At 76.4% G+C, this 1,599-nt stretch carries 2 protein-coding genes and 1 pseudogene; all 3 read left to right on the forward strand.

What is annotated here, in order from left to right:
• On the forward strand, window positions 1-941 hold a 941-nt coding region (locus TA90_RS00185), incomplete at its 5' end, for a M20/M25/M40 family metallo-hydrolase (RefSeq protein WP_052450301.1).
• Window positions 942-1,081: 140 nt separating this feature from the next.
• Window positions 1,082-1,294 (forward strand): annotated as a pseudogene (locus TA90_RS15930) (amidohydrolase family protein); the annotation flags it as partial.
• Between the two features lie 46 nt (window positions 1,295-1,340).
• The coding region (locus tag TA90_RS15355) for a hypothetical protein (RefSeq protein WP_231550612.1) at window positions 1,341-1,599 on the forward strand (259 nt) is incomplete at its 3' end.

Genomic DNA, 1,599 nt, shown 5'->3' on the forward strand with positions numbered 1-1,599 from the left:
CCCGGGTGCCCATCGGCATCCTCAACGCCTCCGACGAGGAGGGCGCCCGCTTCGGGATCGCCTGCTTCGGCTCCCGCGTCCTCACCGGCGCGCTGCCCGCCCCACGCGCCCTGGCGCGCACCGACGAGGACGGGACCACCCTGCGCGAGGCCCTCGAGGCGGCCGGGAGGGACCCCGACTCCTACGGCGCCGACCCCGGTGCCCGCGCCCTGAGCGCCTCCCACGTCGAGCTCCACGTCGAGCAGGGCTACTGGCTCGCCGACACCCCGCAGGCCGTCGCACTGGCCACCCACATCTGGCCCCACGGCCGGTGGCGCGTGGACGTCGGGGGCGTCCCCGACCACGCCGGCACCACCCCGATGGACCGGCGCCACGACGCCCTCCTGGCCGCACTCGACTTCCCCCGCGACGCCCGCGACGCGGCCCTCGCCCACGGGGCCCGTGCCACCGTGGGGCGCATCGAGGTCCGACCCGGAGGGGTCAACGTCATCCCCGGTCACGTCTCCATGTGGCTGGACGCCCGCGCCCCGTCGGAGGAGCAGCTGGACGCCCTCGTCGCGGACCTCGACCACTGGCACCCCCACCGGGAGTCCCTCACGGGTGCCACGCCCTTCGACGCGGACCTGCGGGCCCGGCTCGGCGGGGCACTGGTCGCGGCGGGCTTCCGGGCCCCCGAACTGGGCACGGCCGCCGGCCACGACGCGGGCATCCTCCAGGAGGACGGACTGCCCACCGCCATGCTCTTCGTGCGCAACCGCACCGGCTCCTCCCACACCCCCGCCGAGTACGCCACCCTCGCCGACTGCGTCCGCGGCGTGCAGGCCCTGGAGGTCTGCCTCGAGGAACTGGCCGGCACCGCCGGGGCTGGTGGAGCGGCCGGCACCCCCGTCACGACCGGCCGCCCGGGTCCCGCGACGCACCGGACGGGGAGCGCCTCATGACCTCCCAGTGCCTGTGGTGCGCGTCCGCCTGGCTCCCCGGGGGGCCCGCGGCCCGCGTGCGGGTGCACATCCGTGGCGAGCGGATCACCCGGGTCGAACCCGGAGTGCCACCGCGACCCGGCGACGAGGTCCGCGAGGGGATGCTCCTGCCCGGGGCGGCCAACTGCCACTCCCACACCTTCCACCGCGCCCTGCGTGGGGCCGGCGTGCCGGGAGGGTCCTTCTGGACCTGGCGCGAGGACATGTACCGGATCGCCGGGCGCCTCACCCCGGAGAGCTACCACGAGCTGGCGCTGGGCGCCTACGCGGAGATGCTCGAGGCGGGCTACACCTCGGTGGGGGAGTTCCACTACCTCCACCACCGCCCCGACGGGACGCCCCACCCGGACCCCAACGTCCATGGGCGAGGCACTCATCAGCGCCGCCGAGGAGACCGGGATCCGTCTGACCCTCCTCGACACCTGCTACCTCTCCTCCGGTTTCGGGGCACCCCTGACCCCCGACCAGCTGCGCTTCGGGGACGGGGACGCCACCGCCTGGGCGGAGCGGGTCGACGCCCTGGCCGCGGCCCACCCGGACCCCGCACACTCGGCGCCCCGCCCGGACCCTGCACACTCGGTGCGCCGGTCGGGCTCCCCCTCCGGCCCGAGGGACGCGG

Origin of the sequence: Actinomyces polynesiensis (genome assembly GCF_000820725.1) — a bacterium.
Classification (GTDB): domain Bacteria; phylum Actinomycetota; class Actinomycetes; order Actinomycetales; family Actinomycetaceae; genus Pauljensenia; species Pauljensenia polynesiensis.